We start from the raw sequence: 25,011 nt of genomic DNA on the forward strand, positions 1-25,011 counted from the left end.
AGATCAGATCGCCCTTATTTCTGTCTCAGGCGATATTACACGAAATACCTGCTCGGCGTTGATACGTGCGGCGTCACTAGTAAATCCCGAATCTCTAAATACCGCGCGCAAAGGATGCCTTTCGGCGATCGCTTGCAGAACGTCGTTGGTCACTTCGTGACCAAAGCATGCGATAAGCGCGTCGTCGGCAATAGTCAGCACTCGATGACCTATCATCTGCTCAACCTTGATGGGCTCGGATAGGTCAAGGCCCCAATCAACAAGTACCTGGAAGAGCAGGTCTTCGTCATTTCGGTCGGCTTTGACGCTATCAACGGCATCCGAAAGTGAAAGCTGTACCAAATCATCTGCAGTCGCCGCCGTGTCCGTCATATTGGTGGTGTCTATATGCAGCGAGCGAAAGCCGACATCTAAATCTTCCCCAAACAGTCCGGTTGCTTGCCGTACCTTCATGCCGGCACGTCGCAGCCGTTCGCGGGCAATGTCGGCGATGGTTGCGAAGCCGCGCCTCGCGGCAAATGACCCAGCTTCGAGTGCCTCATCAAGCTGCACGACAATAAATCGTCGAGCGCCTTGATCAGCGGCGTTGAGTTCCATGACTGCGTGCGCGGTCGAACCCGACCCGGCGAAGAAGTCGAGGACCACGGCCTCCCTATCAGATTTAGTAACGGCCTCTATCCACTTGGCTAGGACCCCGACATCTTTGGGGTAGTCAAATAGCGACGCTCCAAGCAACTTGTCTAGAGCATCGCTCGCATTAGCACGTACCTGGAAAAACGCGGGGCGAATGGCCTGCTGTTCGACGTCATTCAGGTAGGTCTTAGAGCTGATCGTCGCCGTTTCATCCTTACCGAACACAATTCTGTTCTGCTTGATCTTTTCGGCCATTGATTCCCGGGAATAACGCCACCCATTAGGCGGCATGGCGACTGGTCGGTTTGTGAGAGGATGCAGCACCTCAAACATAAGGTTCTCCCGAGGGTTCGGGCTACTAACCGGGCTACGCCGAAATGGTTGACCAGTCTCGTCGATCTCTGAGTACATCGAAAGTCCCTTTTCGGTGTCTGGCTTCGTCCGCCACCATTCTCGAAAAAGACTCGTTGCGTGTGCGGGGTCGTGGCCCGATTTGTCCCATGCTGCATCGGCCGCCTCCATCACGAGGTCATAGCCGCGCTTTGGCTCAGACCAGCGGACGTCATTGGCGACAAGAAGGGTACGGTTGCGTGCGTAGATGAGCATGTAGTCCAAACCGCCAGCCGTGAACCGGGCGTCGTTCTTTCCGACACCCTGCCACACGACGTTCGCGAGAAAGTTCTCTGCGCCGAACACAAGATCGAGCAGCGACCTTAAGTTCGCGTGCTCGTGGTCGTCAATTGCCGCAATGATGACGCCATCTTCGGTCAATAAACCGCGTGCGAGCTTAAGTCGCGAATACATCATGCTCAGCCAGTCGGAATGAAACCGGCCATTAGCTTCGGTGTTCGTAACGAGGCGGTCACCAGTCGCTGACTTCTGACCTGACCGCTGGAGGTAGTCGGCGTTCGATTCCGCGAAGTCATCGTCGTATACGAAGTCGTTGCCCGTGTTATATGGCGGGTCGATGTAGATTACCTTGACCTTGCCAAGATATGACTCTTGGAGCAGCTTGAGTGCTTCCAGGTTGTCGCCTTCGATGAAGAGGTTTCGGGTCGTGTCGAAGTCAACCGACTCCTCCCGTATCGGACGGAGCGTCTTTGCGATCGGTGCGTTAGCGGCAAAGGCTGCAGCACGCTTGCCGGGCCAGTCGAGCTGGTACCGCTCCTGCGGGCCCTCAATGATGTGGTCTGAGAGTTCCTGGCGAAGTGCATCGAAATCGAGCGCACGCACCGGGTTGCCGTCGGCGTCGGCAGTCTCGGTGACGACCGTGGGAAACAACTCAGCGATAGAGTCGATGTTGCTCTGGGTGAGGTTAGGTGAGTGCATCTTGAGTTTGTCCATGGTCATTCCTTGTTGCTCGGTGCGGTGTCGGTCAGCTTGGCGAGCACTAAGGCGCGTTCCATGACCTGCTTGCGGAGTTCGATTTTGCGGTTGAGTTGAGGTTCGGCGCGAAGCTTTTTCTCCAGCGCGGCGATTTCTCGCTGGAGCTTTCGGCAACGGCCTAGTCTTTCGGTAGCCTCTAAAGCAGTCTCGCCCGCGCGTGTTTCCATAGGTAACAGGGCTGCGAGGATCGCTTCGTAGAGGCTCGGTAAGTCGAGCGCTGTGGGCAGCTGCCGGCGTAGGGAGTCGACCGGGAGCCAATCGGTCGTGAAGTACGTACCCACGGTCGGGGATCTGGTCTGAAGTGTTTTGTGCGCTGCAACTGTACGGACCCGCTGCCCGCTGGTGACCTCGAAAATGATCGGGAAGTAGATGGACTTGTCGATGGCAGTGAGCACGTCGTCGGCGACGTACTCACCCTTGGTCTCGATAGTGAAGACCTGGATTTCCGGCGTCGCTGCGGTGCCATGCAGGAGGGTGGTGTCCTCAGCGAGCTTGTAAGCCCACGTGATTCGCTGGACCTCGTCGACAAATTTCTCACGGAGGGCGGTGGGTACGTTGCCGTGCTCGTAGAACTTCGTTTTCGGCACGGTGCGGCCGAACGCAGCGTTTGCGGGCCAGCGGTAGAGCACGGGTTCAGCCATCCGTTGATTCCTCGACGATGGCGAGGAAGGCGATCAGTTCGAAGTCTTCGAGCCCCGCGATGCTCTGTACGAGGGCGGTGGTGTAGCCAGGAGTGAAGAGGCTATCGACGTCGCGTTCCTCGGTGACGTCGATCATCGAACGGATGGCTTCGGTGAGCAGGTGGCTGTATTGGCCCATGTCAGAACCGTCGCGAGTGGCGGCGTTGAAGACACGGCACACCTCCCAGGCAGGTTCCTCGCGGTTGCGGCATCCCGCACGGATGAGGTCGAGCAGGTGCTTGACCTCCGTGTGGTCGGCAATCACTTGGCCTTGTTCATCGAGGTAGACGAGGTAGTGCGGGTGTAGACGGTTGCCGCGGTTGAGGTGCTCGTCGGCTTTGACGTTGCGCAGCACGAACAGCACGCCAGGTTTCAGTCCCTTGCTACGGTCCGCGGGAACGACGGCGTGCAGGCCCTTCGGGGTGCCACTGGGGTCGCCGTATTCCTTGATGTAGCCGAGCAGATCCATGCGAAAGTCGTTGAGGCCGAGGTCAGTGATCGATACCCCGGTGCGGACATCTTCGAGTTCGATGACCTCGTCCTGGAGCTTGCGGAGCTGCTCCTTACGGAACGCGGCGTCGCTGGCATCTGGGTCGAGGATGTTGTCGTCGCCCGTGCCGCCGAGATTGGCGGCGACCATGCGGTTCTCGACTCGCTCTTTGAGGTTGATGTATTCGTCGAGTGAAATGTCGGGCCAGAAGTTCACGAGCTGGATGCGTTCATTGATTGAGCCGATCCGGTCGATCCGGCCGAACCGCTGGATGATCCGTACGGGGTTCCAGTGGATGTCATAGTTGATCAGGAAGTCGCAGTCCTGGAGGTTCTGGCCTTCGCTAATGCAGTCGGTGCCGATCAGTACATCGATTTCTGAGGTCTCCTGCGGCATGACGAGGTGTCGCTGTTTTGATCTTGGTGAGAACAGCGTCAGCGTCTGCTGAAAGTTGTAGCCTCGGCCGACTGTCGTCGAGGGGTTGCCCTTGCCTGTCACGAGGGCACTGTCATAGCCATGCTGCTTCAGTGTCGGAGCGAGGTTCTTATAGAGGTACTCGGCGGTGTCGGCAAAAGCTGAGAAAATCAGCACTTTCCGGTTACCGGGGTTCAGGGGCTGCTCGAACTTCCCTGCGATTACATCGCGCAGCATCCGCAGCTTGGAGTCGTGTTCGGGGGTGATCCCGCTGATAGAAGCGAGCAACTGCTGAATGACCTTTTCATCACTGTCAAGGTCACGGCTCCAGGACTCGACATCCATGTCCGCAAGGTCGATCTGCACCTTTCTACCGACCGTACTGCTCGTGGGGAATTCGAAGTCGTCGTCGTCGGTATCGATGTCGGAGAACGCCGAAACGATGTCGGCGATGTTCGCCGCGTGGCTGTCGACGGCATCCATCGCCTCGGCGACCGTGGACCCCAACCGATTGAGTGTGAGCCGAAACGCCTCGATGCTGGACTCCAGCCGTTTGAGCAGGTTCACCGTCATAAGTCTGCGGATGCCTTGCTCGCGGCTGGCCGCGCCGAGGTTAGCCGTCTGCCCACCCATGGAGTTCTGCCCCGAGCCCACGCCGTAGAGCTCCTCGTACTTGTCTCGCCGACTCGGAAGTACATAGGCCAGGGGCGTGTAGACCGCCAGAGTCAGAAGCTGGAGCTGCTCGAAGATCTCATTGAACGTTGGTGCGTCGGTCAGATCCGTTAGCGGCGGGCGTAGTGACTCGGGCTTCAGCCGCTCGGGGAACGCACCGATTTCACTGGTGTCGTAGAACGCCTGGATGTGTTTGCGGGACCGGGCGATGGTGACGGCGTCGAGCAGTTCGAAGAAGTCGAAGTCCAGCCGAGCCAGGATTGCCTGAGCGGTGCGGTCCTCGAGTGGCAGGTCGGACCACTCGTTGAACACCCGCTGTGCCTGCCGGAATACCTCCTCGACCGAGGTCTGGATGTTCAGCTTCGCTGCGAGCTGCGCCGAATCACCCTCGTAGGCCAGAGCAAGCTGGTTACGCAGATCGTTGAAGCGGTTGTTCACCGGGGTCGCCGAGAGCATCAGCACCTTGGTCTTCACCCCCTCGCGGAAGACTTTGCGCATCAGCCGCTGATAGCGGGTCTCACGCTCGTGCACCAGGTCAGCGTTGCGGAAGTTATGCGACTCGTCGATCACCACAAGGTCGTAGTTGCCCCAGTTGATCAGATCCAGCCTTTTACCCAGCGACTCGCCACCGTCACGGGACAGGTCGGTGTGTGCGAGCACGTCGTAGTTGAAGCGGTCCTTCGCGAAGATGTTTGTCGTGTAGTTCGAGTTGTAGTTCGTCCAGTTATCGGCAAGCTTCTTCGGCGCCAGCACGAGCACGGTCTTGTTGCGCAGTTCGTAGTACTTGACGACGGCCAACGCGGTAAACGTCTTTCCGAGGCCTACGCTGTCGGCAAGAATGCAACCGTTGTAGGTCTCCAGCTTGTTGATCAAGCCGGTCGCGGCGTCTTTCTGGAAGTTGTACAGCGACTTCCAGACCTCGGTGTCCTGGTAGCCGCTCAAATCATTCGGAAGGACGTCCTCGCTGATGTCGTCGAGGAATTCGCTGAACAGGTTGTAGAGGATCAGAAAGTACACCCTCTGCGGCGAGTTTTCTGCGTAGACACTGGCGATGTGCTCGCGCACCGCCTCGGTCACGTCGTCGAGCTGGTCTTTGTTGTGCCAGATTTGGTCGAAGAGTCGGAGGTAGTGCTGCGTGAACGATGGATCATCCATTTTGTGCACCGTGTTCGAGACGGCTGGGCCGCGCTCGTACCCGAGATCCGCGGTGGTGAAGCCTTGGAGTGGGGCGTAGGCCGCGGTGTCGTCGACTACGGCGAACGACTGCATCGGCGCGCCCGTGTGGTTCGAGCGGAATGTAACCTTTTGCCGCACCCATTCGGCGCACTCGCGCGCGATCGCCCGCTGCGTCAGCTTGTTGCGTAGGCGGATCTCGAACTCGGTACCGTACAGCGCGGCATCCCGGTTCTTGTCGCTCGGGATGAAGAATTGCCGCTTTTCCGGGGCGGGCTTGTCCGTCGCCTGCGCCGTCGTGAAGGACGGTGCGGTGAAGATGAACTCGAGCTCCTTGATCGATTGAAGCTCGTGCTTCAACGCCTCGAACGCGAAGATCGAGAACGTGCTCGCCGCGATGCGTAGCTTCGAACCGGGCGTGATCGACGCCTTCAGATCATCGCCCAGAAAATCATTGAGATTGTCGATGATGCGCACAGTCAGAGACAACCTACAGCAGCATTGCTGCGCACCTTGTGCGCTGGCGTTACTTTGTCGACACCCCACGTATAAACGACGTCCTTCGTCACGCTCAATTGCTTGGCGACGTCGTCAACAAACAGCCAAGGCTCGGACATGCACGCTCCCATACCGGGTGGACCAAATTGTTGCGGGTATGAACGAATCTACCTCGTCGGACTTGATAATCATCTCTACTCGCGTGCCATGCCGCGTCGTGTTGTGGGCTCAGGGCAAACCGAGGTCAAGGGGCTCACGCGCAGCACGGTCCGGTTCAGAGCCTTTCGCTATCGGCAACCTACAGGCGGCGCACCAATTCGACCTCGCACGACTACTCGGACACGAATAGGATCCCCTGCGTTAGAGCCACGTTCCATGACGGTTTCAGCTCGTCTTGAAACGCCTCGTCGACACTAAACGCACCCCATACAGCAGCCTCATAAGCGGTGGAAGGTACGTGTTCGCACATGCCATTATTCTTACGCCTCAGTAGGAACACCATCTGCTCCTACATCCCGTAGGTGGCAGAGCTGCGCATCGATCCCCCGGGGTCACCTCACAGTGTCATATGCGCTGTTATCGGCGACGACAGGACCGGGTTCCGCCGTGCTGACGCAAATATTCGCGCGGCAGAACGCAGCGGGCGCGGTCCCTTCCACCCGTCCGACGGTCGAGGACCAAGCACTTTCGTCGCCGGGGTCAGGAGCCGATGGGTGCGAGCGAAGGGCCGTTACCCGCAGGGACCGACTGCTCGATCGACGGCATGATCGGAGGAGGCGTCGAGATCGTCTCCGAAAAGCTGTGCAGCACATTCGTGCCTACCAGGAGCGCCAGTGCCAACAGCACGAGTCGTCCGAATACGCCAAGACAGCTCGGCTGGTTCCGTCGTCGTGCACGTACCGGAGGCCGAAGCCGCGACATGCGCACCGCAGTGCTGTGAGGCTGAGGACGTGCCGCGGCTGCCCGACGGCTCGCGAGAACCGATGACGCTGCGTCGGACCGCTCGAGCAGCGCGGTGGTGGCCATGACAGGACTCGTCGGTTTGGAGAGATAACCCGCCAGGTAGTCATGGATCTTCCGGACCAGCGGCTCATCGATCACCAGAGGGAGAGCTTGCACGGTCGCGACCAGATGATCGATCCCTACGATGGTCACGCCTGCACTCGTGCTGAGCGGAAGAACGGGCTGTCCGACGAGGCAAATCCACGCCCGCACCAAAGCACGATGTCTCGGTTCGAGGAGCACGGCCACTGCTGCGCCCTGATCGAGGGCCTTCTCCATCTCCCGCCGTCGCGAGAAGCCGTTCTGGCGGAGGTCGCCGTCTCGTAGTTGAACAGTGCCCGACCAGTTCTTCGCGTCGATCACCAGCACACCGCCGGGGCCTACAAGGAGGTGGTCGAGGTTCGCCTTCGGCCGGCCCGGCCAGTGCACGTCGTTCAAGACCAACCAGCCGCTTGTCTCCAGCCGCCGCAATTGCTCGCCCACTCGTCGCTCGCCCTCAGCTCCCGCGAGCCACGCCTGCTGCGTCCTTCGCGCCTGGTCGAGCTCGGCCTCCAGACGCGACACTCGTTCCCCGACGCGACGCGCCTGCTCGGCTGCGCCCTGTCCTGCTTCCACCGTTATCCCCCTACCTGCCCTCCCAACCGTAGGCAGAGATGACCCCGGGTAGACGAAGCATTAGCGCAGGAGTACGGCAACCTTCCGCATCCTTCGCGAGCGGATCAGAAGAGGGACGCCGTGTCCGCGACCTCCGCATACTTCGCCTGGAGGTCGTAGAGCGCCGCTCGCTGCACAACGTCGTCGCGGTCCCCCACCGCGTCGCGGACCACGATCGGCACGAAGTTGTGCTGGACCGCGTCGACCGCCGTCGCCCGGACGCAGCCACTGGTGCTGACGCCGACGATGATGACCGTGTCCACGTCGGCCTCGCGCAGCCGCTCGGCGAGGTCGGTGCCGAAGAACGCACTCGCTCCCTGCTTCACCAGCACCGGTTCATCCTCGAGTGGAGCGACCTCCGGCATCAGCTCCCCCAGCGGCGGCACGGCTCCGGGCTGCTCGCTGATGAGCAGCCGCAGCGCCGGGACCTTCCGCATGAAGACCCCGCCCTGCTCCTCGCTCTCGAATCGCACCACCGTGTGGAACACCGGATACCCGGCAGCCCGGGCTTGAGCGAGGACAGCAGCAGCACCGTCCAGGCAGTCGTCTGACGGCAGGCACAGTGGACTCGACGGGTCGAAGTACGCCCGCATGAGGTCCACCGCGATGACCGCCCGGCGCGGACCGGGCGTCAGATGCCCGTCGAAGCCCGACGAGAAGCCAGGCGATGACTCCTGCGAGGACGCAGACCCAGCATCCGTCACAGCACCGCCAGCGGGGGCGTCGGGGCAGGCAGCCCGGTCTCGGTGAGGCTGTTGGCCAGCAGGTTCTCCATGGAGTCGCCCCGGTTGAACAGCGGCAGCGGCTCCTCACGGCCCTCGCGCATCGAGGCGCGCAACGTTTCAGTTGCTCCAAGATCGAGGTCGCCGTTGTCGTCGCACACCACCCCGTACGTACGGGCACCCGCCTGCGTGACCAAGCCGCGCCGCACCTCCTTGCACACCAGCTCAGGATCGCGGGCCAGCGGGTCGCCCCAGCCGCCTCCGCCCCACGTCACGAAGTGGAGGACGTCGTCCTTACCGACGGCGACGTCGTGCACCTTGGACGGCAAGACCTCCCGGGTGCCGTCCGCGCGATCGATCCACTTGGTGCCGCGCGCCCCGGGTTCGCCGCCCTTCACACCCCACGGGTAGGTGAGCCAGCGGTCGTCGTGGATGGCGATGGTGCCGGCCTCCAGGAAGCGATACGCCACGTCCACGCCGTTGCCGCCGCGGTGCAGGCCCGCGCCGCCGGTGTCCGGGATGGTCTCCCAGCGGTCGATGATCAGCGGGTAGTAGCTCTCCAGGTACTCGCACGGGATGTTGACGAAGGACGGCCAGAGCGAATGACCGTCCGGGCCGTCGCCCACGGGGCGCCCGGGGATGCCGCCGAAGCCGATGGAGTACAGCTGGAACCACTCGCCCTTCCGCTCGCCCTCGCTGTAGTTCCCCGAGTACATGAAGTGGGGTGAGGAGGAGAAACCGGCGGCGTTCAGCAGGTCCGGGTTGGCCTGGCCGAGGAGCCCGCCGAAGAGATCGAACAGGCGGCCGATGCCGTGGTTCCGGCCGTTGAGCGCCGCCGGGTAGGCCGGCTTCCAGAACGAGTTCTCCGGGATCTCCACGTCCACCAGCGGGTAAAAGCCGTCATTCCAGAGGATCTGCGGGTCCGCGACGGTGATCATGTAGATGCCGAAGAACATCCGGATCAGGTTCTCGTTAATGTAGTAGTTGATGGGCCCCTGCGCCTGCGGGGCGCTGCCCGTGAGGTCGATCAGCACCTTGTCGCCGGTGCGGGTGATGGTCATCGTCAGCTCGTACGGGCCGTAGCCGCGGCCGTCGTCGTCGATGTAGTCCGTGAAGGAGAGCGGCTTGCCCTCCTCGAACACCAGCGCCAGCAGCACCTTCATGGCGCGGTAGTTGCGGTCCAGCAGCGCGTTCAGCGCGGACGTGTAGGTGTCCACGCCGAACCGCGCGCACATCTCCTGGACCCGGCGCGACGCCGTCCGGCACGCCGCGACGATCCCGTTCAGGTCCGCGCGGTTCCAGTCCGGCTTCCGCACCTGATTGAGGATGATGCCCAGCGACGTGTCATCGCGCTCGCCCTTCCGGTACAGCTTGAAGGGCGGGATGATCACGCCCTCCTCGAAGATGGTCCGCGCATCGGTGGGCATGGACGCCGGGGTCTTCCCGCCGACGTCGGTCATGTGCCCGAACTGCGACGCCCACCCCACGATGCGCCCCTCGAAGAAGATGGGCATGACCACGAGCCAGTCGTTGGCGTGGCTGATCGCCGCGCCGCAGGAGTACGGGTCCGACGTCATGAGGACGTCGCCCTCCTCGATGGTGCCGCTGAAGTTCGCCAGGAAGTCGGGGATGGAGAGCCCGAACTGGCCCACGATCATCTTGCCCTCGGGGTCGGCGATGAGCGGGAACTCGTCGTGCTGCTCGCGGATGCCCGGGGAGAGCGCCGTGCGGAACAGGGTCTCGTCCATCTCGTAGCGGGCACTGCGGAGGGCGTTCTCGATGAGGTCGAGCGTCACCACGTCCACGTCCACCGGGTTCAACGGCGAGGTGGCGGTCTCGATCAGCTGTGCCATGGGTCAGTCCTCACTCGTCGTGGTCGTGTCAGGTGCGGTCTCGTGCTCGATGGGCCGGATCAGGAGGCTCCCGTGGTGGTGCACCGTGGCCGCGTGGCCCGGCAGCACCAGCGTGGTGGAGTCCATCTCGGCGACGACGGCGGGACCGGTGATCACGTTGCCGGCCTTGAGCAGATGCCGGTCGTAGATGGACGCCTCGAGGTGCTTGCCGCCCACGAAGATGGAGTGCGTGCTCCGCAGCGCCGGGAGCGGGTCGGCGGGGCCGGCGTCGAGCGTGACGCTCGCGACCTGCGGACGCGGGCCGCTCACGGTGGCGCGGGCGGTGACGAGCTCGTGCTCGTTGTCGAGGAGGAAGGCGAAGAGGCGCTCGTGCTCGGCGTCGAACGAGGCCCGGAGGGCGGTGAGGCCGCCGTCGTCCCCGTTTCCACTGAAGGTCCGCAGATTGACGGTGATCGGGATCTCGAAGCCCTGCCCGTGGTACCGGAGGTCCGCGGAGTAGGTGACCGTGAGGTCCTCCTCGGCCAGGCCCGCGGCGAGCAGCGACTCCTTCGCGGTACCGGCGAGCTCCTCGAGAACGGTGCGCACCTGGGCGTCATCGAGCTCGCTGAAGCGCCGCACCAGGGTGCGCGCGGCCTCGTCGCGGAGGCTCGTGGTCGCGTCGCCGTAGGCGCAGAGCACACCGGGCGACGGCGGGATGATCACCGGCCATGCGCCCGTCAGCTTGCCGAGCGCGTTGGCGTGCAGCGGGCCGGCGCCGCCGAACGCCACGAGCGCGAAGTCCCGCGGGTCGAAGCCCTGCTGCGTGGAGACGAGCTTCAGGGCGCCGTAGATGTTCTCGTTGACGATGTCGATGATGCCCTCGGCCGCGCTCTCCACGCCGTCCAGCCCGATCGCCTCGGCGATGGTCTTCACCGCGGTGGCGGCTGCCTCGACGTCGAGCCCGATCTCCCCGCCCGCCAGCTGCGACGGCAGGAAGCCGAGCACCACGTTGGCGTCCGTCACGGTCGGCTCGCTGCCGCCCTTCCCGTACGACGCCGGACCTGGCACCGCACCCGCGGACTGCGGACCCACGCGGAGCGCGCCGGTGAGCTGCGGGACGTGCGCGATCGAGCCACCGCCGGCGCCGACGGTGCGGACGTCCACCGAGGTGGCGCGGACGGTGAGGTCGCCGACCGTCGTCTCCCGGCCGATGCGCGGGGTGAGGTCCTGCACGAGCGCGACGTCCGTGGAGGTGCCGCCCATGTCGAAGGTGAGGAGGTTCTTGAAGCCGGCCTGCTCGGCGGCCCACACCGCACCCGTCACACCGCCGGCCGGGCCGGAGAGCAGCAGGGACACGGGGTTGCTGGCGGCCACCTTGCCGGACACCAGACCGCCGTCGCTCCGGAGGATGGAGAGCTGGCCCTCGATGCCCGCGGCGGCCAGCTTGTCCTCGAGGTTGCCGACGTAGCGGGAGACCTGCCCCTGCACGTAGGCGTTGGCCACGGTGGTGATGGTGCGCTCGTACTCGCGGAGTTCCGGAAGCACGATCGAGGAGCGGGAGACGGGGATGCCCGGCAGTTCCTCGGCGGCGAGCTCGGCGATGCGCGCCTCGTGGCTGCCGTTGGCGTATGAGTTGATGAGGCTGATGCTGAGCGCCTCGATGCCGCGCTTTTTCAGCTTCCGCAGCTGGGTGCGGACGTCGTCGTCGTCCAGGGCGATGCGCACGCTGCCGGTGGTGGTGACGCGCTCGGCCACCTCCACGGTGTCCTCGAGGTCGGCGAGCGGCTCGGGCTTCGGCCAGATGATCCAGCCGGCCAGGCCGCCGGGCACGAACGAGCGGGCGATCTGCAGCACCTGGCGGAACCCCTTGGTGGTCACGAGGCCTACGCGGGCGCCCTTGTGCTCGAGAATCGCGTTGGTGGCCACGGTGGTGCCGTGCAGCACCTCGGTGACGGACGACGTCGGGATCCCGGCGGCCTTACAGGCCTGCTCGATGCCGTGGAGGACGCCGATGGACTGGTCCTCCGGGGTGGACGCCGTCTTGTACCGGTGGGTCTCGCCGGAGGCCTCGTCGATCAGGAGGATGTCCGTGAACGTGCCGCCCACGTCTACGCCGAGCCGAAACGCCATCAGGTCTCCTCTGGGTGGTGCTGCCTCGTGCCGCTCCGGTCTCGCTTGCATCGGACCGGCGCGCATCGGATGGGGTGTGGAGTGTGACGCCCGCCGTCCGGGCCCGGAAGGGGACGGGTCCGGCAGGGGGGTGGCGGGCGTCACACCTCCACTGCGTGTCAGCGTAGGGGCGGGGGTGCTGCGCGTCAATGAATTGCATACAACTTCTCCTTCGTGACGACAGTTCTCTTGCTTCGCGGTCCTCTTGCTGCCAAGTTGTATACGTTCGGGCTCCCCGCCCGCCCCCATCCGAACGCCCGGAGGCCTGCCGATGACTGCCAGCGACACTCCCGCCGCACCCGCCGCCGATCCGGCTGCTGATACTGCTGCTGCTTCCACTACTGACTCCGCGGCGCCCGCCACCGGGCCGCTCGCGGGCCTCCGCGTGGTCGAGATGGGGCAGCTCCTCGCCGGTCCGTTCTGCGGACAGCTGCTCGGGGACCTCGGGGCCGACGTCGTGAAGATCGAGGACCCGGCCAAAGGCGATCCGCTCCGTCAGTGGGGCCGGCAGCTGCCGCAGGGGGAATCACTCTGGTGGTCCGTCGTCGGGCGCAACAAGCGCTCGGTGACCCTGAACCTGCGCGACCCCGAGAGCCAGGACCTCGCCCGGAAGCTCATCGGCACCGCGGACATCGTGATCGAGAACTTCCGCCCCGGCACGCTCGAGCGCTGGGGGCTCGGCTACGCCGACCTCGCTTCGATGAATCCCGGTCTGATCATGGTGCGCGTGTCCGGGTTCGGGCAGGACGGTCCCTACTCGCAGCGCGCCGGCTACGGGGCCATCGGCGAGGCGATGGGCGGGCTCCGGTACGTGGTGGGCGATCCGTCCACGCCGCCGTCACGCGTCGGGATCTCCATCGGCGACACGCTCGCCGCCCTCTTCGCGACCATCGGCGCGCTCGCCGCCGTCCGCGAGCGCGAGGTCAGCGGGCGCGGGCAGGTGGTGGATTCGGCGATCTACGAGGCGGTGCTCGGCGTCATGGAGTCGCTAGTGCCGGAGTGGCAGGTGACGGGGTACCAGCGCGAGCGGACCGGCGCGATCCTCCCGAACGTGGCACCCAGCAACGTCTACCCCACGCGGGACGGCTCGTGGTTGCTGATCGCCGCGAACCAGGACACGGTGTTCGGTCGGCTCGCGGAGGCGATCGGGCAGCCTTCATTGGCGACCGATCCGCGCTACGCCACCCACGGCGCACGCGGGGAGCGGCAGGAGGAGCTCGACGCCCTGATCGGCGAGTACACCTCCACGCAGGACGCTGCCTCGCTGGAGGCCTCGCTCGAGGCGCACGGGGTTCCCGCGGGCAAGATCTTCCGGCCCGTGGACATGCTCAGCGACGCGCAGTACCTTGCGCGCGAGTCGATCACCGAGGTGCAGCACCCGGTCCTCGGATCCGTGGCGCAGCAGAACGTGTTCCCGCGGCTGAGCCGCACCACCGGCACCGTCCGCTGGCCCGGCCCGCCGCTCGGCGCGCACACCGCGGAGGTCCTCGCGGAGGTGGGGGTCGACGACGGCGCCCTTGCGTCCCTGCGCGAGCGAGGGCTGGCATGAGCCTGCCGGGCCTGCCGTCCTCCATCCGGCTCGTGGAGGTGGGTCTGCGGGACGGGCTGCAGTCCGTGCCGTCGATGGTGCCGACCGCGGAGAAGGTCGCGCTCGTGGAGCTGCTGATCGACGCCGGTGTGCGGGAGATCGAGGCCGTGAGCTTCGCGCATCCGAAGGTCCTCCCCCAGCTCGCCGATGCCGCCGAGGTGATGGCCGCTGTGCCCCGGGTTGAGGGCGTGCGCTACCGCGGGCTGGCCCCGAACTTCCGGGGTGCCGAGCGGGCGGTGGACTGCGGGCTCGACGAGCTCGTGGTCGTCGTGTCCGCCGACGAGGAGGTCAGTCTCAGGAACCAGCGGCTCACCGTGGACGAGATCCTGGCCGACGTGTCGCGCATCGGCGCGCTCGCGGCGTCGTCGGGCGTCCGGCTCGTCGTCGCCGTCGCCTGTGCGTTCTTCGCCCCGGCACGCGGACCCGTCCCGCGCGAGGAGCGGCTGCGCGTGGTGCAGGCGGCCGTCGATGCCGGCGCCGACGGCGTGTACCTCGCGGCCACCTCGGGTGAGGAGGAGCCGGGCGAGATGTACGACGGCGTCGCGGAGGTCCGCGCGCTGTACCCGGGGCTTGACGTCGGCGTGCACCTCCACAACCGCAACGGCTTCGCGCCCGCGAACGCGCTGGCGTGCATGATGGCCGGGGCCACGTGGCTGGAAGGCTCCTTCGCCGGGCTCGGCGGGGACTTGTGGTTCCCGGGCGATCCGTCCGTGCTGGGCAACGCGGCGCTCGAGGACCTCGTGCACCTGTGCGATGGGCTCGGCGTCTCGACCGGGATCGACCTGTCGACGTACATGCTCGCGTCCGACAAGATCGTGGAGTTGACCGGGCGGGCGTCGTCGTCGTTCGTGTCCCGCGGGGGTACGCGTGCCGGGCTGGCCGCGGCGTCGTGGCCGGACGCGCAGTGACTCTTCCCGCCGCGTCCGCGGACACCGCCGACGATTCCGCCTACGGCCAGGTACGCGCCCTGATCGCCTCGGGCGAACTGGCCGCGGGATCGTGGCTGCGCGAGACGACGCTCGCCGCGCGCATCGGCGTCAGCCGAACCCCCATCCGCGAGGCGCTCAACCGGCTTGCCGCGGAGGGACTCGTGGAGCTCAGCCGCAACAAGGGCGCGCAGGTGGTCAGCTTCTCCCCCGAGGACATCGCCGGCCTCTACGACGTGCGGGCCGGCTTCGAGCCGCACGCCGTGCTGCTCTCCGTCCCCAACCTCACGGACGACGACGTCGACGAACTCGCGTCGCTCTCCGCCCGTATGGAGGCTGTCGTGGCTGCCGGCGGTGACATGTCCGGGCTGAGCGCGCTGAACGCCGCGTTTCACGGGATCTTCATCGAGCGCTGCGGGAACCGGCACGTGGCAACGGCACTGCAGGCCGTCATGCGGCCCGCCGTCGTCTCGCACACGTTCCGGAAGTACAGTGCCGAAGCCCTCCGCCGGTCCATGCAGCACCACGCCGAACTCGTAGCGGCCGCGTCGGCCCGGGACGGCGAGTGGGCTGAAGCCGTCATGCGGACGCACATCCTGGCGGCGCGGAACGCGGCGGGGGCGAACCCCTCGACGCGGTAGGTCGGCCGGTGGTGGGCCTCAAGCGGCCGTGGCTGATGCGCCAAGACCTGGATGATCACTTCTTGATCTCCCGTTGACGCGCGTGAAACCGTACCCTCTACGCCTGCATCGGCTCGGGCGCGTGCCTCCTGATCGCAGCACTCCTCGGCATGTGCAGATTCATCCGCACGATCACGACAGGTAGTTGACGCACTACTAGACAGCCGAAGGACCTGGTGTCAGGACCTCCACAGCGCAGAGCAAGCCGGGAGCGCGCGCAAGGCGAGCATCAGTGGTCACCAGTGGACACTCGAGAGCCTCGGCCAGCGCCACGTAGCACGCGTCATAGCTCGTGAGATTCTCGCGTAGTGCCCAGCAGCGCCCCAGCAGCGGGCGATGGATAGCCCGTTGAAGCGGCAGGTCGACAAGGTCAGAAACGGCCTGTCCAGCTCGTGCGGTGGTGAGCCCTCCATGTCGCACCAGACGCCTGAGCACCGAAACCACCTCGAGGTCGATGAGCTCCGGCGCTGCAAGAGTGTCCCGCCGCAACGCCTCGCGGGCTCGTTCGCCGTCCACCCCATCATCGGCGAGCGCCACGACAAGCACGCCGGCGTCAATGACCAGCACGGTCTTCCCGGATCAGTTCGTTGACCGCCCGAATCGACGCGGAACCGCCTCGCAGAGTCGCGACCCGGCGCATGACCTCCTCCACCGATGGATTGGCTGCCTCCACGATCAGCCGACTCCGGAGGTACTCCTGCAGCGATTGGTGCGCCTCATCTGCCCGCCGACGAAGCACGGCGTGTGTTTCAGCGGGCACGTCCTTGATCTGGATACTCGGCATGGCGCCATTATGGCGCCACATGTCCATCATCGCAAGGGTACCCACCACAGCAGTTGTTCTACTGAGCACCGCTCTCGTGGTGACGACGAGGACGATCAGCAGCGGTCCGCCAGTCCCTAAGCCGTTGGGCTCAGGAGCCGACGGGCGCGCTCAGGGTGTCAGCCGTCTTCCACCAGAGCAGGTTGACCTCGGCGTAGCGGTCCATGGGATCGAACGGCTTCGCCCACGGCTTGTCGATGATGTAGTGGATGTTCTTCACCGACGCCGCGTCCCAGACCGACGGGTGCTGGTGCGGCAGGGTCTTCAGCGCGTTGTAGACGTAGGGCAGCGGCTGCCAGCGGTCGCGGTAGTACTCGTTGAGGAAGTCCTGCTCGGCGAACGGGTAGGCCGAGAGATTCTCGACGGCCGCCAGCCGGGCCACCATGTCGGCGAGGACGGCCTCGTCCGGTGACAGCACCAGGAAGCCACCGTTGAGGTAGTTGTCCGTCGCGTCCGGTTCGGTGACGTGGTCCCCGCCCCGACAGTGCGTGTAGAAGCAGGTCTCGGGCCGCCAGCTCGGCGGGTAGCTCGCGATCCGGTTGGGGTTGCACCGGCAGGCATGGCACGCAGCGATGCCGCCGTCGGGCAGATCAAGGGTGAACAGCTCGTCCATGGTCCGGGTCACGAGCATGTCGGCGTCCAGGAAGACGACGCGCTCGAACTCCGTGAGGCCCCACACGGCCAGCTTGGTCCACACCTCCGCGAACCGGGCGTTGGCGTAGCTGTCAGCCGAGCCACCGGCCGGGCGCAACGGTGCGACGTCGCGCAGGAGGCACCCGTCGTCCTGCAGGAGCCGGCGGGCCTCGTCGTCGATCCCGTCCGTCACCATGACGACGAACGGCGCGGTGCTTCCCGAGGCCTCGAGCGAGGCCCGGAGCGTCCGGACCCCGATCAGGTAGTCGGGTTGGGTCAGCAAGGTCACCCAGGCGTTCATCGGTGGTGTTCCTGTTCTGGCAGTCACGGGTGGCTGGAAGCAGCCGGGTCAGTCGAGCAGGGCGGCGGTGAACGTGTTGGCGAAGCGGTGCTGCGGGTCGAGGGTCTCGCGGACGCGGCGGAAGGCCTCCCACTGCGGGTAGAGCGCCGGCCAGTTGTACAGCGACTCGTCGAAGTACTTGCCCCAGTGCGGGCGGCCACCCTCCTCGGCGAGGGCGCGCTCCACGGCCCGGAGGAAACTGTCGCCCTCCTCGGACAGCGAACCGTCCGCCGCGTAGTAGACCACGAAGCCGAAGTAGCAGGTGTCCTGGCCGTTGGACGGGCTCAGCCATCCCTCGGACGCGCCGGTGCAGCGCAGGATCACCGGGTAGTGCATCCGGGGCTTGGTCGCCGCGTGCCACTCCTTGAGCTTCCTGATGACCGCTCCGGCCTGCGCGAGCGGGATGCCGATCTCGACGTTGATCTGGGGGGTCGCGATCCCCTTGCAGAACACCTGGTAGATGTCACCCGTGACGTCGGTGAAGTCCCGGAAGCGCGACACCGTGCGGAGCGACTTCCCGTTGTCGGCGACACCCTTGCTGTCGTCGCGGAGGTGCTGCAGGGTTGCCTCGATCGTGCTGTTCATGGACGTGTCGGTCGTCGCGTACTCCACGAGCTTGCTGCCGCCGGCCCGGTAGCCGGAGAGCTCGTCGTCGGACGCCTCGTTGGCGGTCCAGACCTGGACCTGGTTCTCCTGCGGGAACCACCAGGCCTTGACCAGGATGTTCTCGCGGTTCCAGGTCTCCAGGTCCGTCTCCAGCGTGCCGGCGTCGACGGCCTTCTTCACGCAGGTGTAGATCACGGTGTCCCGGGCACGCAGGGTCACGGCCGTGATCACGCCCAGAGAACCGAGGCTGAGCTGCACGGCGGGGAAATCAGGGTGGTCGTGCGCGTACTCGGCGACCGTGCCGTCGGCCAGCACCATGCGGATGGCCAGCGCGGCACCGGCGATCGAACTCTGCTGCAGGCCCTGACCGTGGGTGCCGGTGGACAGGGCACCGGCCACGGTCTGCTCGGCGATCACTCCGGGTGAGGCGTCGAGCATCTGCCCGCGCGCGGACAGGAACGCGTACACCTCGGCCAGGGGCGTGGAACCGCCGAAGGTCGCGGTGTCCTCGGTGCTGGAGATCAGACCACTCAGCATGCTCAGGTCCAGGAGCGTTCCCTTGCCGTCCGCGACCTTGATCATCCTGCCGGGTGACATGCGGCTCCCGATCATGCGGACCGGGCCGTCGCTCGTGGCGAGGAACTCGCACAACTCCGCCTCGGTGGACGGGACGACGAGCGAGCCGGGAGGGCCCAGACGGGAGTTCCGCGCCCAGTTGCGGAGCCTGGTGTCCTCTCCGTCGAGGTCAGGTTCCTGGGCGGGGTAGGCAAGCTGTGTGGTGGACATGACGCGTCTCCTGTAGAAGTTCGGTTCTGCCTTCGAAGCCGCACTGACCGGTGGAGATGATCCACCCCGCAGGCGTATTCCACTGCTGGGAACGAACTTCTCACGTCTGTAGAAGTCCTGCTAACACCATAGCCCAGCCTCGGTCAACCAGATGATTACACTGACAAAATGACTGTTGTATGCATCCCCGACGCCCACGCCCGTGACCTCCTCGGCGACCTCCCCGACGGCGTCGAGGTGATCGCCTGGAACGGCGAGGACGAGAAACCCGACCGCCTCGCGGAGACCGTGTTCTGGGTGCCGCAGGTCGAGGACTCCACTGACCTCCCCGGGAAGTTCGCAGCAATGCCGAACCTCGACGTGGTGCAACTGCTCAGTGCCGGCGTCGAGGACATCCTCGACGAGGTCCCGGACGGCGTGACCCTCTGCACCGCGCGGGGAGTGCACGGTCCTGCGGTTGCCGAACTGGTCCTCACCCTCGTGCTGGCCACCCTGCGTCAGCTCCCCCACTTCACCGACGCCCAGCGGAAGGGCACGTGGGATCCGCTGGAGGCCGACGACCTGCGTGACAAGCGCGTGCTGATCATCGGAGCCGGTGACCTCGGTGAGCAGACCGCCAAGCGGTTACGGAGTTTCGACGCCGAACCTGTGTTCGTAGCCCACACGGCACGGGATGGCATCCATGCCACGTCGGAACTGCCGGACCTGCTGCCCAAGGCCGACGTGGTGGTGCTGACACTCCCGCTCACCGCGGACACCGAGGGGCTCGTGGACGCGGAGTTCCTGGCGCGGATGCCCGACGGCGCCCTGCTGGTCAACGTGGCGCGCGGCAAGGTGGTGGACACCTCGGCACTGCTCGCGGAACTGACCACCGGGCGGCTGCGCGCCGCCCTGGACGTGATGGAGCCCGAGCCGCTGCCCGACGGGCACCCGCTGTGGACGGCCCCGAACCTGATCATCACCCCGCACGCCGCCGGGTCCGTCGTGCAGTCCGGCCCGCGCGCCTTCGCCCTGGTCAACGCGCAGGTGCGCCGCTACGTGGCCGGCGAGGACCTCGTCAATGTCGTCAAGGGCGCCGACTGAGCCTTCGCCCTGCGCGGTTAAGGGGCCGGACGTCAGGCGAACGCTGTGAAGTGCGGCCCGAGGGTGTCGAGCCAGGCGACGGGATGCTCGGCCACGGCGTCGGCCCCGGGCCGGGCCCGCGCGGCGGCGACCGCCTCCACCAGCGCCGCGCCGGTCCGCTCGAACGGGTACTGATCCAGCACCCAGCGGCGGTTCGCGGCGCGGACGGGCGCCAGGGCGTCGATGTCCTGGATCAGCTCGGCCACGCGGTCGCGGATGAGCAGCGGTCGCTGGTCGGCGATCCGCCAGGCGCCGGGCGCCTCGAACAGCTCGTGGCCCCCGCCGCCGTCGTACCCGACGACGAGGCAGCCTGACGCGAGCGCTTCGGCGACCGGCAGACCGAAGCTCTCGGTGTGCCCGAGGGCGATGAAGACCGCGGTGCTCCCCAGGGTGGCGGCCACGTCCGCGCGCGGGGCCTGGACCAGTTCCACGAGCTCGACGCCGGCGAGCCGGGGATCCTCGGCCAGCACCCGCTTCAGCAGCGAGGCCTCACGCGGCCGCTTCTTGGGGAACCAGCTCACGCGGAGCTGGTTGCGGGCGCCGGGGGTGAACAGCTCGCCGTCCACGGGGTTGGGGACAAGGCTCACCGGCAGGCCGGGCAGCGCGGCGGACAGCACGTCGCGGCTCTCACCGGACACCACCCAGACGGCGGGAGCCGGGGACCAGCCGGGGAAGTCGGCGTCGGAGCCGTCGGAATCGGAGGGGTCGCCGGCGGCGAAGGTGTAGAAGTGGTTCTGGTTGAAGATGACCTTGCGGGCGCCGGGTGCCGGGTCGCGGCCCTGCACGGTCGGTGTCTCCGGCAGGACCAGGAGGTCGTTCGCGCGGATCGGGGTGGTGGCGCCGAACAGCATCGGTACGTCGTCGCCGATCCAGTCCGTGCGGTCGTCCCGATCGGGCAGCCACAGCCAGGCCTCGTACCCGGCCTCGCGCAGCAGCCGGACGTGCTGCGTCATCACGTGCACACCGCCGCTGTGGTGGCGTGTGGCGAACGCCGCGTAGACGATCCGCCCCGCGCCCCCGGGCGCGCTCACCAGGCGGGAGGGGTCAGGTACCAGGACGCGCCGCTGCCGGTGTTGTGGGCGGGGAACGAGCCCGGTCCGAGCCCGACGTCGGCGCGCCACCCCTCGCCCCACTTGGCGTCGAGGCCCTGCAGGATCTCCGCCCGGTTGCCCTCGGAGGACTGACCGGTCGCGTTCATCGTCTGCCGGCGGAGGTGCGAGACGTACGCTCCCTCGGTGATCACGCACCGCAGGCCGGCAGCCCGTACGCGGATGGCCAGATCCAGGTCCGCGCCATAGCCGTGGCGTGGGAACGCCACCTCGTCGAGCCCGCCCAGCCCGACGACGGACGGTACCGCGAACGCGATCGCCGTGCCGTCGCAGAAGTCGACGTCGCGGAGCACATCACGGGGGACGTACTCGGCGGCGGTGGGCGGGATGGTGTGGGCCCGCTGATGGAGCCAGAAATCGTCGTAGCAGGCCGCCGCGAGCGCGATGTCGCCCGCGGTTGCGAACGGCGCGAGCAATCCGTCGAGGAATCCGGGCGAGAGCCGGATGTCGTTGTTCAGCACCACGCACACCGCGTGCCCGTCCTCCGACGCCGTCCGCAGCGCCCAGTTCGACGCACCGATCCAGCGCAGGTTCTCCCCCGGGCGGTACACCGAGATGTTGCCTTGCGGAAGGGCGTAGTCCCCGGCGTTGTCGACCACCACGATGCGCAGGGTCGGGTCGAGGTCACTGCCGTCACGGCAGAGGTCGGCGACGACCGCGTCGGTCAGCTCGGGCGAACCGAACGCGGGAATGACGACCAGGGCCGACGCCGTGGGCGTGGAGGGCGTCACTGCTCGGCGCGGGCGGCATGGCCCCCGCAGTAGCCGTTCACGGTGATGGAAGACATCGGTTCCCCTCGGGTCAGGTGGACGTGTGCCACGGCAGCGAAGACTACCGGGTGTTCGACCGAACCCTTGCCATCGAGCACGCCAGCTCCTTCACGGAAGCCTTCCGCAACCCGGACGAGCCAATCGACATCGCCGGTCCGAATCCCACACCGCGCTCGCACCGGCTGGGACCACGTCCGACGGATTGCCCAGCAGAAGCAGAGCCCGGACGCCTAGGATCGGAATCATGACCGGCGACGAAGACCTCGACCCACCCGTGCCCAGCTACCTCGAGGGCATCGAGCTCAGGCGGGTCCACGACGGGAAGATCATCGAGGACCACGACGACGCATCATCACCGCCTGACGGCGCCGACACGTAGGTCTCCGACCTGCATCGTGAACCGGAGCAGCTCATCCTCCACGCCCTACCGCTGGAGGGCCTTGCCGTCCGCATCGAGGTAGTCGCGCCACGAACGCGTGGGGGTCCAGCCCAGCATCCGCTGCGCCTTGGCGCTCGAGATGCCGGAGGCGTCCGGCCGGCTCAACTGACGGAGCTCGATCTGATCGCCGTAGTACTGCTCGAGGACCTCGGCGAAGTCGTAGCCCCCTACGTTGTCGGGTGACGCGATGTAGAACACCTCATGACCCGGCAGATCCGACTCCGTGGCCAGCACGATGGCGTCGGCCAGGTCGTAGGCGTCGATGTAGCTCCACAGATTGGGGCTCAACACGGAGCTGTCGCGGATCTGCGGGCCGAGGTTCAGCTCGTAGTTGCCCTCGAACTGCACCCAGCACGGGCGGATCGAGATGCACCGGAGGTCCGACCGCCGCACGGCCGCATCCATCAGCTGCTCACCGAAATGCTTGGACAGCGCGTACGGATCCTGGGGACGGATGGGGTGCTCCTCGTCCACGGGAGCGTAGTCGGGGAGGAAATCCCGCTCGGGGAAGAAGAAGCCGGGCACGGTCTCGCTCGAGATGTACACGAATCGCTTGACCCCGAAGCTGATGGCGGCCTCGAGGACGTTGAACGTCGCCATCAGGTTGGTCTGGAAGACCACGTGGGGCGGGTTGCCCGTCGGCTCCGGGATGGCCGCGATGTGGACGACGGCGTCCGCGCCGCGCACGACGGCGTAGGCCTCGCCCGCGTCCGTGAGGTCGGCCATCGTGTACTTCGGGGCACCATCGGGCTTGCGGTCGAAGCCAGGGCGGGTCAGATCGGTGGTCATGACCTCGTGCCCGGCGTCGATCATCGCCTGGGTGGTGGCACGGCCCACCTTGCCGTGCGCTCCGGTGATCAGGACTTTCATGGGCTCTCCTTGAAGGGGGCGAGTGGGCGACGGCTGTGACGATCATGAGGCCACGTGTGCCTCCGAACGCTTGTCCTCACCTATACACGACGTCCCGCGCACCCGCCCGACGGAGTCGGCCTCGCACCAGCGCGCGTACTGCAGCCACGATCTGTGCAGTGGCGGGAGGTACTCGGAAGCAGTACTAGGCCGGCGTCACCTTCTGCGTCCCGGCGAGCACCTGGAAGGACGTGGAGAGGCTCGACGTCGCGGCGCGGTCTGTGCGCTCGGACAGCACGTACCAGTCCATCCGCACGCCCTGGGGCCTGACCTCGAGCACGGAGTATCCGTGGGAGTCGAAGTCGAGGTACTTCACGTGGGGGTTGTTCGTCCGGAAGCGGGCCTCGACGCCGAGTGACGCCGTGCGCGGAGGCACCCCGAGGATGTCGTCGAGGTTGTCGCTGGTCACCGAGGTGCACACGAGCTCCGTACCCACGGAGGCGCCCGTCGTCGGGTAGGTGCTGCGGTCCGCTGGGAGGTCGCAGGCCCAGCCCGAGTGGATGTCACCCGTGAGGAACACGGTGTCGGTGATGCCGTTGTCGCCGAGGTGGCGCAGCACGCGCGACTGGTCGGCCGTGTAGCCGTCCCACTGGTCGATGTTGTAGGGGACGCCGTCCACCGTCGTGGTGCCCATCAGCTTCTCCATGGCGTCGGTGGAGGCGGTGCCCATGGCCGGCGGGAACAGCACGGGCGTGATCATCACCGGGTTGCCAACGAGCTTCCACTGCGCCTGCTGGGTGGAGAGGCCGTCCAGCAGCCACTCCATCTGCGCCTCGCCCGTGATGCTGCGTGCGGGGTCCTTGACGGCCGGGTCCGTGGTGGACGGCGCCTGCTGGTCCCGGTAGGAGCGCAGGTCCAGCATCGAGATGCTCGCGAGCGCGCCGAACTCCAGGCGGCGGTACAGCTGCCCACCGGCCTCGTACCGTACCGGCATCCACTCGGCGTACGCCTGCATCGCGGCCGCGCGCCGCTCCACCCAGAGGCCCTCGGCACCCTCGGTGTGGTTCTCCGCGCCACCCTCCCAGGCGTCGTTGGTGGACTCGTGGTCGTCCCACGTCACCACGAACGGCACGGCCGCGTGCAGTGCCTGCAGGTCGGCGTCCTCCTTGTACTGCGCGTGGCGCCGGCGGTAGTGCTCCAGCGTGGTCATCTCGACGGCGGGATCGTGCGGGCGGACGACGACGTCGCGCGCCTGGTACTCGCCCGGCGCGTACTCGTAGAGGTAGTCGCCGAGGTGGAGGACGAGGTCGAGGTCACCGCGGGCGGCGAGCAGGCGGTAGGAGGAGAACCAGCCGGCCTGGAGGTTTGCGCAGGAGACGACGCCCACGCGCAGGAGGTCCACGGCCGCACCCGGCGCCGGCGCGGTGCGCGTCCGGCCGACCGGTGACTCGTCCTTCCCGCTGAGGAAGCGGTAGAAGTAGGTGGTCGCCGGGCTCAGCCCGCGGACGTCGGCCTTGACGGTGTGGTCACGCTCCGGCCCGGTCCTCACCGTGCCGCGCGCGACGACGCGGCGGAAGTCCGGCGTCGTCGACAGTTCCCAACGCACCGGCACGGCCGGGCCCTTCCCGTGGCCGGGCTTGGCGTCCTTCGTGGGCGTGACGCGCGTCCAGAGGAGCACGCCGTCGGGCAGGGGATCGCCCGAGGCGATGCCGTGGCGGAAGGTACCCGAGGCGGCGACGGCCGGGACGGCGACGGCGGTGGCGGCAGCAGCGGTGGCGCTGCCGGCGACCGCGAGCGTGCTGGCGGCCTTCAGGACGGAACGGCGGGAGAAGTCACTCATGCTCCTGATTACACCGTGCAGCACGGGCCCCGCACGCCGTTTCGGGCGGTTCGTGGCCCACTGTTCAACGGACGTTCACCAGGGCTCCGAGGGGCGCGTACGACGGCGGGCGCGCACCGCCGTCGTCCGTGCTGCCCACCTGATCACCGACGGAGGCTTGCGGACGAATTGAGCC

At 66.5% G+C, this 25,011-nt stretch carries 21 protein-coding genes; 5 read left to right on the forward strand and 16 right to left on the reverse strand.

The genetic code is table 11. The features are described 5' to 3' along the window. Positions 1-3: 3 nt before the first annotated feature. From AC4D12_RS13470 to AC4D12_RS13500, 7 genes are all read right to left on the reverse strand, one after another. Positions 4-1,977 (reverse strand): site-specific DNA-methyltransferase, encoded by a 1,974-nt coding sequence (locus AC4D12_RS13470; RefSeq protein WP_490950442.1) that lies wholly within the window; start codon positions 1,975-1,977, stop codon positions 4-6. Positions 1,978-1,979: 2 nt separating this feature from the next. Next, positions 1,980-2,660, reverse strand: a complete 681-nt coding sequence (locus AC4D12_RS13475) for a DUF4391 domain-containing protein (RefSeq protein WP_490950443.1) — start codon at positions 2,658-2,660, stop codon at positions 1,980-1,982. After that, positions 2,653-5,925: a helicase-related protein gene (locus AC4D12_RS13480; RefSeq protein WP_490950444.1), complete on the reverse strand. Its 3,273-nt coding sequence runs from the start codon at positions 5,923-5,925 to the stop codon at positions 2,653-2,655. The genes AC4D12_RS13475 and AC4D12_RS13480 overlap by 8 nt, the downstream gene beginning before the upstream one ends. 720 nt (positions 5,926-6,645) lie before the next feature. Further along, entirely contained in the window at positions 6,646-7,563 is a 918-nt protein-coding gene (locus AC4D12_RS13485; RefSeq protein WP_490950445.1) for a nuclease-related domain-containing protein, read from the reverse strand. A gap of 104 nt (positions 7,564-7,667) precedes the next feature. Beyond that, entirely contained in the window at positions 7,668-8,306 is a 639-nt protein-coding gene (locus tag AC4D12_RS13490) for an isochorismatase family protein (RefSeq protein WP_490950446.1), read from the reverse strand. Next, complete coding sequence (locus AC4D12_RS13495) at positions 8,303-10,177, reverse strand: hydantoinase B/oxoprolinase family protein (RefSeq protein WP_490950447.1); 1,875 nt, start codon at positions 10,175-10,177, stop codon at positions 8,303-8,305. Before AC4D12_RS13495 ends, AC4D12_RS13490 begins: the two co-directional genes overlap by 4 nt. A 3-nt stretch (positions 10,178-10,180) precedes the next feature. Further along, complete coding sequence (locus AC4D12_RS13500; RefSeq protein WP_490950448.1) at positions 10,181-12,286, reverse strand: hydantoinase/oxoprolinase family protein; 2,106 nt, start codon at positions 12,284-12,286, stop codon at positions 10,181-10,183. Between the two features lie 310 nt (positions 12,287-12,596). On the opposite strand from AC4D12_RS13500, the gene AC4D12_RS13505 reads away from it, so the two are divergent. From AC4D12_RS13505 to AC4D12_RS13515, 3 genes are read left to right on the forward strand one after another with little or no spacing between them, the layout of a single operon-like run. Then, positions 12,597-13,874: a CaiB/BaiF CoA transferase family protein gene (locus tag AC4D12_RS13505; protein ID WP_490950449.1), complete on the forward strand. Its 1,278-nt coding sequence runs from the start codon at positions 12,597-12,599 to the stop codon at positions 13,872-13,874. Further along, positions 13,871-14,821 carry a hydroxymethylglutaryl-CoA lyase gene (locus AC4D12_RS13510; RefSeq protein WP_490950450.1) on the forward strand — a complete coding sequence of 317 codons (951 nt, stop codon included), beginning with the start codon at positions 13,871-13,873 and terminating at the stop codon, positions 14,819-14,821. The genes AC4D12_RS13505 and AC4D12_RS13510 overlap by 4 nt, the downstream gene beginning before the upstream one ends. Next, positions 14,818-15,480, forward strand: coding sequence for a GntR family transcriptional regulator (locus tag AC4D12_RS13515; protein ID WP_490950451.1), 663 nt, complete (start codon positions 14,818-14,820; stop codon positions 15,478-15,480). Before AC4D12_RS13510 ends, AC4D12_RS13515 begins: the two co-directional genes overlap by 4 nt. Before the next feature lie 195 nt (positions 15,481-15,675). On the opposite strand, the gene AC4D12_RS13520 is transcribed toward AC4D12_RS13515, so the two are convergent. The 4 genes from AC4D12_RS13520 to AC4D12_RS13535 all read right to left on the reverse strand — a co-directional run bounded on the left by AC4D12_RS13520 (position 15,676) and on the right by AC4D12_RS13535 (position 18,707). Further along, positions 15,676-16,086: a type II toxin-antitoxin system VapC family toxin gene (locus AC4D12_RS13520; protein WP_490950452.1), complete on the reverse strand. Its 411-nt coding sequence runs from the start codon at positions 16,084-16,086 to the stop codon at positions 15,676-15,678. Beyond that, on the reverse strand, positions 16,073-16,303 hold the full coding sequence (locus AC4D12_RS13525; protein ID WP_490950453.1) for a FitA-like ribbon-helix-helix domain-containing protein: 231 nt from the start codon (positions 16,301-16,303) through the stop codon (positions 16,073-16,075). Before AC4D12_RS13525 ends, AC4D12_RS13520 begins: the two co-directional genes overlap by 14 nt. Positions 16,304-16,433: 130 nt before the next feature. Beyond that, complete coding sequence (locus tag AC4D12_RS13530) at positions 16,434-17,276, reverse strand: glycosyltransferase family 8 protein (RefSeq protein WP_490950454.1); 843 nt, start codon at positions 17,274-17,276, stop codon at positions 16,434-16,436. Positions 17,277-17,324: 48 nt separating this feature from the next. Beyond that, on the reverse strand, positions 17,325-18,707 hold the full coding sequence (locus AC4D12_RS13535) for a D-arabinono-1,4-lactone oxidase (RefSeq protein WP_490950455.1): 1,383 nt from the start codon (positions 18,705-18,707) through the stop codon (positions 17,325-17,327). Positions 18,708-18,875: 168 nt separating this feature from the next. Here AC4D12_RS13535 and AC4D12_RS13540 point away from each other — a divergent pair, with 168 nt between their 5' ends. Continuing rightward, positions 18,876-19,790: a 2-hydroxyacid dehydrogenase gene (locus AC4D12_RS13540; protein ID WP_490950456.1), complete on the forward strand. Its 915-nt coding sequence runs from the start codon at positions 18,876-18,878 to the stop codon at positions 19,788-19,790. Between the two features lie 32 nt (positions 19,791-19,822). On the opposite strand, the gene AC4D12_RS13545 is transcribed toward AC4D12_RS13540, so the two are convergent. Genes AC4D12_RS13545 through AC4D12_RS13555 form a run of 3 tightly spaced genes read right to left on the reverse strand, consistent with a single transcriptional unit; the run spans position 19,823 to position 21,806 of the window. Further along, positions 19,823-20,860, reverse strand: coding sequence for a glycosyltransferase (locus tag AC4D12_RS13545; protein ID WP_490950457.1), 1,038 nt, complete (start codon positions 20,858-20,860; stop codon positions 19,823-19,825). Beyond that, a complete protein-coding gene (locus tag AC4D12_RS13550; RefSeq protein ID WP_490950458.1) occupies positions 20,857-21,669 on the reverse strand; it encodes a glycosyltransferase in 813 nt (270 codons plus the stop codon). The genes AC4D12_RS13545 and AC4D12_RS13550 overlap by 4 nt, the downstream gene beginning before the upstream one ends. Further along, entirely contained in the window at positions 21,666-21,806 is a 141-nt protein-coding gene (locus AC4D12_RS13555; RefSeq protein WP_490950459.1) for a hypothetical protein, read from the reverse strand. The genes AC4D12_RS13550 and AC4D12_RS13555 overlap by 4 nt, the downstream gene beginning before the upstream one ends. Before the next feature lie 146 nt (positions 21,807-21,952). Between AC4D12_RS13555 and AC4D12_RS13560 the strand changes: the two genes are divergently transcribed. Continuing rightward, on the forward strand, positions 21,953-22,087 hold the full coding sequence (locus AC4D12_RS13560) for a hypothetical protein (protein WP_490950460.1): 135 nt from the start codon (positions 21,953-21,955) through the stop codon (positions 22,085-22,087). 45 nt (positions 22,088-22,132) lie between these two features. Here the strand turns inward: AC4D12_RS13560 and AC4D12_RS13565 are convergent, their stop codons facing one another. Together AC4D12_RS13565 and AC4D12_RS13570 are read right to left on the reverse strand one after the other, a co-directional pair. After that, complete coding sequence (locus tag AC4D12_RS13565) at positions 22,133-23,017, reverse strand: NAD-dependent epimerase/dehydratase family protein (protein ID WP_490950461.1); 885 nt, start codon at positions 23,015-23,017, stop codon at positions 22,133-22,135. Positions 23,018-23,201: 184 nt separating this feature from the next. Next, positions 23,202-24,836, reverse strand: coding sequence for an alkaline phosphatase D family protein (locus AC4D12_RS13570; RefSeq protein WP_490950462.1), 1,635 nt, complete (start codon positions 24,834-24,836; stop codon positions 23,202-23,204). Between the last annotated feature and the right edge of the window lie 175 nt (positions 24,837-25,011).

The organism is Arthrobacter sp. TJ-266 (assembly GCF_058269115.1).

Coding starts and splice junctions, on each gene's coding strand:
- AC4D12_RS13495 (WP_490950447.1), bottom strand. CDS start 10,177: ATGGCACAGCTGATCGAGACCGCCACCTCGCCGTTGAACCCGGTGGAC.
- AC4D12_RS13570 (WP_490950462.1), bottom strand. CDS start 24,836: ATGAGTGACTTCTCCCGCCGTTCCGTCCTGAAGGCCGCCAGCACGCTC.
- AC4D12_RS13470 (WP_490950442.1), bottom strand. CDS start 1,977: ATGGACAAACTCAAGATGCACTCACCTAACCTCACCCAGAGCAACATC.
- AC4D12_RS13565 (WP_490950461.1), bottom strand. CDS start 23,017: ATGAAAGTCCTGATCACCGGAGCGCACGGCAAGGTGGGCCGTGCCACC.
- AC4D12_RS13525 (WP_490950453.1), bottom strand. CDS start 16,303: ATGCCGAGTATCCAGATCAAGGACGTGCCCGCTGAAACACACGCCGTG.
- AC4D12_RS13540 (WP_490950456.1), top strand. CDS start 18,876: ATGACTGTTGTATGCATCCCCGACGCCCACGCCCGTGACCTCCTCGGC.
- AC4D12_RS13560 (WP_490950460.1), top strand. CDS start 21,953: ATGACCGGCGACGAAGACCTCGACCCACCCGTGCCCAGCTACCTCGAG.
- AC4D12_RS13530 (WP_490950454.1), bottom strand. CDS start 17,276: ATGAACGCCTGGGTGACCTTGCTGACCCAACCCGACTACCTGATCGGG.
- AC4D12_RS13535 (WP_490950455.1), bottom strand. CDS start 18,707: ATGTCCACCACACAGCTTGCCTACCCCGCCCAGGAACCTGACCTCGAC.
- AC4D12_RS13475 (WP_490950443.1), bottom strand. CDS start 2,660: ATGGCTGAACCCGTGCTCTACCGCTGGCCCGCAAACGCTGCGTTCGGC.
- AC4D12_RS13500 (WP_490950448.1), bottom strand. CDS start 12,286: ATGGCGTTTCGGCTCGGCGTAGACGTGGGCGGCACGTTCACGGACATC.
- AC4D12_RS13505 (WP_490950449.1), top strand. CDS start 12,597: ATGACTGCCAGCGACACTCCCGCCGCACCCGCCGCCGATCCGGCTGCT.
- AC4D12_RS13510 (WP_490950450.1), top strand. CDS start 13,871: ATGAGCCTGCCGGGCCTGCCGTCCTCCATCCGGCTCGTGGAGGTGGGT.